Source organism: Puniceicoccus vermicola (assembly GCF_014230055.1).
Lineage (GTDB): Bacteria > Verrucomicrobiota > Verrucomicrobiia > Opitutales > Puniceicoccaceae > Puniceicoccus > Puniceicoccus vermicola.
The window spans coordinates 86,973-93,221 of the sequence record NZ_JACHVA010000052.1; the positions used below are offsets into that span (position 1 = coordinate 86,973).

Here is a 6,249-nt window from a genome sequence, read left to right on the forward strand (position 1 = left end):
AACTACCGCAAGTTTTAAGCGGAGGGGCGGATTTGGCGGGTTTGAGCCTCGAGGATGGGTAGTTTTGTCGAAATCAGAGTGATTCGGGTGAATCCGCTTTGCTGACCCGCAGTTCGGGGCCATTCGAGTCTTCGACGGTGATCCGTTCTCCGGCCTTGATATACCCGAGCGTGGAGATTGCGGTCTGCTCAACGCCGTCGATCAGCACCTTGCCGATCGGTTTCAGGTCGGTGATGACTGTTCCATATCGGGAGAAGGTTTTCGTTGTCGGAGCTTTTTTCGCTGGGGCAGGATAGGTAAGGATTACCTCGTCTCTCACGGGGAACCAGAACGCCCACTGATAGATCGTCCAGAGAATCGCGCCTACCAGGATGAAATCATAAGAAAGAAAAGCGCCTCCGAATGAGAAAACGATGATTAGGAGGAGAATCAGGTAGGATTTCCCTACAGGGAAGGGGAGAGCGATGAGGATCAGTTGCAGCAGGGCGAAGAAGAGAAACATCCGGAGGAGGATCCCCCAAGGCCGACGCCATTGTTTGCCCAGACGTGGGTCTTTTCGGGTGGCGAGCCAGAGCAGAAGAATCGTGAGAGCGTAGACAAACAGTCCGATGAGGGTGTCGTTCACGGTTGAGGAGTGGCCGGGGGTCGGAATTCGAAAGTTTGGAGATGAGGTGGCGGGCTGGCCTCACTTGGCTCGACGGATCAGTTCTCGCCAGGCGGTTCGTTGGGATCTCGGTCACCTCCGTCTTTCCGTCCTTTTCGATAGATCGCATTGATGATGAGACCGATCACGCCTCCGATGACGAGGAGGATGACAGCGCCCCCGATGTCGATGTGGGCGGTTCCGCCGACCAATACTGCGCATGCGGCCATCCCTCCGAAGGCGAGTAGGCAGCCGATTCCGCCTTTGAGGAAAGCTTCTCCTTGTTTAGGCATAGTTTTGAAGGGGTTCTGGATTAGATGGGTTTTGAGTTGTTTCCTCTGTCTGAGGCTGGGACTGGGAATCTGGATTTTCTGCCGCGGGAGTATCGCTTGCAGTGGGTTGGCTCTGCGGCCTATCCCGGGTGGCTGCATTCAGGGCGGAGTGGAGGACCGTGAAGACTAGACCTCCGAATAAACAGAAGAAGAGGAGTGAGGCGGTCCTTTCGAGGGCTTGGCCGAAAGAGTCCGAAAAATAGAAGAAGGCGATGATCAGTCCTCCAAGGGTGGAATAAATGACAATCCGCCGGGTGAGAGGGCCTTGCCGACCGATTTCCGCGACGAGGGTCGAATCCTTGTCCATGAAATTATTCGGAAGGTTCGCGGTTCGTCGAAGTTGAATCTTGTCGTTTTACCGTTTGTGCATTTTTCTGCTCAATCATCTCCTGCAACTGCTCGGGGTCGGCCTCTTCTTTGGGGAGCCAGTAAACGATCGTTTTCCCCTCGTCGGCAAAAAGGCTGCTCGAGTGGATTGCGGAGTAGTATTCGACATAGATCCTCCCCCTCGATTCCCCGATGTACGCGACGCGGTAGGCGGAATTTGGAGTGGTTGCGATGCGGTAGAGCCGGGCCCAGTCGTCTTCATCCGCTTCGCGGAGAGATCCAGCTGAAGCGATGAGGGGAAGACAGATCAGAAGCAAGAAAACTCGAGGAACGTTTCGCAGGGGCGACAGTGTCATCATGGAGATGAGGGTAGAAGAAATTGATATTGGAGCAAGGTTTTGATTCTGGCCCGAAATTTAGCCTGCCAGTTTCCCCGCGAGGTCCCCGATCCCGAATCCCCAAAGTAGGGGAGTAGCTTCAGCTGCCCCATCACGTCGGTTCGGGACCGCACCCCGGAAAACCTTCCGCAATCCCAAGACCGCGCAGCTAAAGCTGAGCGGCTACTCTTTTCGGCGACTCATCCAAGGACCGGCTGCTTAAGCTGCCGCCGCGTCTGAGCGGCTACTCCTCGTAGGGGAGTAGCTTCAGCTGCCCCCATCACGTCGTTTCGGGGCCGCGCCCGGAAAACCTTCCGCAACCCCAAGACCGTGCAGCTAAAGCTGAGCGGCTACTTCTTGAGCTTCGGCTGCCCCCTCCTGCGCTCAGGAAACAGCCGACCCGCCCCTCCGATCCTATTGGTTTCTCAAGGCAGCTCTTGATACTTTGGCGCAAGATCAAGGTCGTGATCCCAAGTCGCCTTGTCATCGAGGTATATATGCCCAGTTGGACTGATTTCGATATCGGTGTCCAGGCTACCCGCGGGCACTAATACTAGTGACCCATCCATTTGAATGCTGGGCAAGGCGGAGCTGCAGTTCGGGCAGAATGCTTTGATATGACCCAAATTTTGATGGTTGTACTCTTTCACTTCATTTTCCCCTTGGAGCCATTTGAGCGTAGCGGTTGAGGAGAAAAGGTTGGCGGCATGGGCGGACCCCGTGTCTTTTCTGCAGGATTTGCAGTGGCATAAGAAGAAGTCTTCAAATTCACCCTCGATTTCATATCGAATATTTCCGCATAGGCATGAACCTTGATGTTTCATTGGCATTCTCTTTTTAGCACGTTGGTAAATTTCTTGAGTCTGATTTGCGCTAGGGGATTGGAAATCTTGCGGGGAAGGGGCGGAGAGCCTCCAGGTGGGCGTGATCCCCTTCGGGGGCTGGGTTGAGGTCGCGATCTGAAAGTTTTGTTGTCATTCTGTTTGGACCAGCGACATTCCCATCACTGGTCAGAGTCGGGCAGGCTGTCGGGTTGGACAATGGTCGGCGAAGTGTCTCATGGCGGTTAATAGAGAAAGGGAACGAACTTCTTGGTCTTCTGGGAGTACACGCGAAATTCTTCTCCGTATCGTTTCTCGAGGTAGGAATCTAGCGCTGGGATATGATAGAATACAAACGAGGCGGCCATGAATGCGGGCAGGATCAATGTCCAGAGGTTTGCCGCGAGAAGGCACCAGCCGAGGAATAAGAGAGTGTCTCCAAAATAGTTGATGTGCATGGAGTACTGGAACAGGCCCTTTGTGTAGCAGTGACCCTTGTTTTCGGGATTGCTCTTCCAGCGCTTTCGTTGGAGCTCAGATAAGCTATTCAGGAGCGATCCCGTCAGGAGTAGGCACAGTGCAAACACGTCGAGTTTTCCGAGTGCCGTCGGAGCTTCTCTAAAGGCGCCACCACCGACGAGGAGTAGGCCCAGCTCAAAGAAAGCAAAGAAAAAGAGGAGGCCGAGCACCTCTGACCAAGCCAGTCTTCTTGTCAGTAGATAGGTCACTGTGAAGGTGTGGCGAGCCCAATATAAAAACATACAGGCCAACAGGATGTCAGCGCGGGTAGGATCGGAAAGTTGGGAGCTGATTCCCATAGCTTCGCAGATGAATGAGAATCCTCCGAGTTGCGAGAGCCATACGCCTAGCAATAAAATCGAAAGGTGTCCCAAAATGAAGACCGCCTTTTCTGGGGTCGATTTCCCATGGGACCGATCCACTCCCCCTTGTTCTGTATCCTTAGTGATCATACCGTTTGCGGATGGAGGCTCGCATTTGCCGCTCGTTGGATAGATGAGTTTGCTATACGTTGACCTTGTACTTGAGGTCATTGGCTTCGTCACCGGTCATGCCTCGAAAACCCCACTGATGGGGTGCCTGTTCCTTGATCGTGATCTCTACATCCACGGGCGCCAATGATAGATCTTTCTCTAGCTTCTCGAATAACATCTTGATGAGAGCTTTCTGCGTTTCGGGTGTGCGTCCCGCCATCATATTGATCTCTATCACCGTGTAGGCGTCGCTCCGGCCGCCGGGGTAATAGAAATCTTCCCGATCGAGCGGGATGAATCGGTGAGCCCGCTTGTCTTCGGGCATTCCTAGCACCGCTTGCATACATGCGTGTATGGCATCGGAGAGGTCGGCCTTGATCGGATTCAGCTTTTCATTTATTCCATAGACAACGATCATAGGCCTTCTTGAATAATTTTTGAGAGAAAACTGCTCAAGGCTGAAGTATGAAGTGCTGACTCATCGATCCCGCTTAGCCCGCTTCTTTGATGCAGGGTCAAATCGAGAGGGGACCCTATCCTTTTCGAATCTGCCTTCTTCAAGGTCTGTCGGGGAGATCACGTAGGGGACAATGTTTTCCGGTCTCGTGCTAGATCTCTTCAGGGAGGTTTTCGAAACTTTCTCGGTTCTTCACCGTATATCCACGATGACCTTACCCACCGTTGGTCCGGATTCGATTTCTCTATGGGCCGCTGCGATTTCCTCCAGTTCAAAGGTCTTCGAGACGTGGGGTGTGAGCTTTCCGGAATCGAGTAAACTTGCCATTTGCTGCATATGATCGCCACTGGGGAAGACACTCATGAAATAGTTTACGTTGAGAGACTGCGTCTCGGCGGCCTTTCGTGCAGGCTCGCCAAGTCCTGATGGAAGATTGATGATCGTGCCGCCGCGGCGCATGACCTTTACCGTGCGTTCGAAGTGGCTTCCTCCCTGGGTTTCCAGGCAGAAATCAATCTCTTTGAGTTCGTTCGTGAAATCCACCTCGCGATAGTCAAGATGCTCATCTGCCCCGCAGGTGAGGACGAACTCCCGGTTGCGGGCTGACGAAGTTCCAATGACATAGGCGCCTAAATGCTTGGCAATTTGTACGGCAAAATGCCCGACGCCGCCACTGGCCGCATGGATTAAGACGCGATCCCCCTTGTTTATCGTGCCAAAGTGTGTGAACGCCTGCCATGCGGTCAGTGCGGCGAGGGTCGTCGCGAATGGCACTAGTTTAAGGGTATCTACGGGAGAAAAATGCTCTAAAATGGATAAAAGGCTCGTCCCGACCATTGAAATCGCGCAAGCTGTTGATATGAAAAGAGTTAACAGTTATTTGCCCGGTTTCTCCGGTCTTGTGGGACGAGCCAGAAAGCGAACACTGAATCAGTATCGGCGCAATGTCGAGAACGCGAATGCCGGGAAGCCGAATCGGTTGCGGGGTTGGTTCGGCCATCTGGTTCCTTCGAAGGTGTTGGCCAAGCGGCCCGGCGAGCGCAAACGGGGGATGGACCGGGAGTGTTTGTTCTGGGGTTTTCTGGGGCAAGTGCTGCGAGGGGGTTCCTGTCGGGACGCTTTGCAGGAGATCCAGGCCGCGCGCGCTGCGGACGGTTTGCCCGCTTTGAGTTCGTCCACCTCCAGCTACTGCACCGCTCGGCAGAAGAAGTTTACGTCGGAGGATCTCAAGCGTATCCACCGCGAAGTGTCGGACTCGCTCGCGGCAGAGGCCGACCCGGCCTGGGAAGGGCGTCGTGTGCTGTCGGTCGACGGCACGGGAGTGAGCATGGACGACACGCCGGACAATCAGAAGGAGTTCCCGCAACCTTCCGAGCAGAAGAAAGGGTGCGGCTATCCGGTAATGCAGGTGGTGGGGCTGCACGATCTCTCCAGCGGGGCGATGCTCGACTACGAAGAAAGTCCGCTCAATGTCGGCGAAAGCGCTCTTTTCCACGGCTTGGATTTAATCGGACAAGTCGGAGGCGGAGACATCCTGCTCTTCGACCGGGCTTACTGCTCTTATCTGAACACGGCGACTCTGCTTGGCCGGGGAGCTCATGCGCTCGGACGCCTCCACGCCTCCCGCAAGATCTCCTTTCCCAAAGGCTGCGAGGATCGGATCACTACTTGGGAAAGGCCCGCCTCGTCCCAAAGGCCCCTCTACATGGAACTGGACGAATGGAGAGCCTTGCCGAAGTCGATCCGCGTGCGCTACATCCGCCGGAAGATCGAAACGCCCGGTCACCGCCCCGAAGAGATCGTCGTAATGACAACGCTGCTGGATGCTCCCGCCGAAGCGATACTCGACCTGTTCCTGCGCAGGTGGAACATGGAAGTGAGCCTGCGAGACCTCAAAACCACTCTCGGTGCCGATCACCTGCGAGCCAAAACCCCCGAGATGGCCCGAAAGATCTTCGCCATGCACATGATCGCCCATAACCTGATTCGCTGGACGCTCTTGCAGGCTTCCACCGATCACCGCGCACCTCTGGATCGACTCAGCTTCAAAGGAACCGTCGATCTTCTTGAAAACTGGAGGGACATCCCCTGCGATCCGGGCCGGGAAAACTGGGAGCGATTGCTCGAACTGGCAGCCAAAGACAAGATCCCAAAAAGACAAAACAGAATCGAGCCCAGAGTCCTCAAACGAAGACCCAAAACCTTCCCGAAAATGACACGACCCAGACAAGAACTCAGAAACCGAATTTTGACGTCGAAATCCACGCCGCAAAGAGGCTTAAACTAGTGCCATTCACCCC

Annotated in this window: 9 protein-coding genes; 1 reads left to right on the forward strand and 8 read right to left on the reverse strand. The window is 54.6% G+C overall.

Translation table 11 applies throughout. The annotated features are described in order from the left end of the window. Positions 1 to 73: 73 nt before the first annotated feature. The 8 genes from H5P30_RS06075 to H5P30_RS06110 form a co-directional block, all read right to left on the reverse strand. A complete protein-coding gene (locus H5P30_RS06075) occupies positions 74 to 625 on the reverse strand; it encodes an NfeD family protein (RefSeq protein WP_185692053.1) in 552 nt (183 codons plus the stop codon). Positions 626 to 702: 77 nt separating this feature from the next. Further along, positions 703 to 936, reverse strand: a complete 234-nt coding sequence (locus H5P30_RS06080) for a hypothetical protein (protein ID WP_185692054.1) — start codon at positions 934 to 936, stop codon at positions 703 to 705. Further along, positions 929 to 1,282: a hypothetical protein gene (locus H5P30_RS06085; protein ID WP_185692055.1), complete on the reverse strand. Its 354-nt coding sequence runs from the start codon at positions 1,280 to 1,282 to the stop codon at positions 929 to 931. The genes H5P30_RS06080 and H5P30_RS06085 overlap by 8 nt, the downstream gene beginning before the upstream one ends. A 4-nt stretch (positions 1,283 to 1,286) precedes the next feature. Beyond that, positions 1,287 to 1,661, reverse strand: a complete 375-nt coding sequence (locus H5P30_RS06090; protein ID WP_185692056.1) for a hypothetical protein — start codon at positions 1,659 to 1,661, stop codon at positions 1,287 to 1,289. 443 nt (positions 1,662 to 2,104) lie between these two features. Further along, positions 2,105 to 2,503 carry a GFA family protein gene (locus H5P30_RS06095; RefSeq protein ID WP_185692057.1) on the reverse strand — a complete coding sequence of 133 codons (399 nt, stop codon included), beginning with the start codon at positions 2,501 to 2,503 and terminating at the stop codon, positions 2,105 to 2,107. Positions 2,504 to 2,745: 242 nt separating this feature from the next. Beyond that, positions 2,746 to 3,471, reverse strand: coding sequence for a methyltransferase family protein (locus tag H5P30_RS06100; RefSeq protein WP_185692058.1), 726 nt, complete (start codon positions 3,469 to 3,471; stop codon positions 2,746 to 2,748). A 52-nt stretch (positions 3,472 to 3,523) separates the two neighbouring features. Beyond that, positions 3,524 to 3,910, reverse strand: a complete 387-nt coding sequence (locus H5P30_RS06105; protein WP_185692059.1) for a tautomerase family protein — start codon at positions 3,908 to 3,910, stop codon at positions 3,524 to 3,526. 231 nt (positions 3,911 to 4,141) lie between these two features. Next, positions 4,142 to 4,723, reverse strand: a complete 582-nt coding sequence (locus H5P30_RS06110) for a zinc-binding dehydrogenase (RefSeq protein WP_185692060.1) — start codon at positions 4,721 to 4,723, stop codon at positions 4,142 to 4,144. A gap of 85 nt (positions 4,724 to 4,808) precedes the next feature. On the opposite strand from H5P30_RS06110, the gene H5P30_RS06115 reads away from it, so the two are divergent. Next, positions 4,809 to 6,236 carry an IS4 family transposase gene (locus H5P30_RS06115; protein WP_185691546.1) on the forward strand — a complete coding sequence of 476 codons (1,428 nt, stop codon included), beginning with the start codon at positions 4,809 to 4,811 and terminating at the stop codon, positions 6,234 to 6,236. Positions 6,237 to 6,249 lie beyond the last annotated feature (13 nt).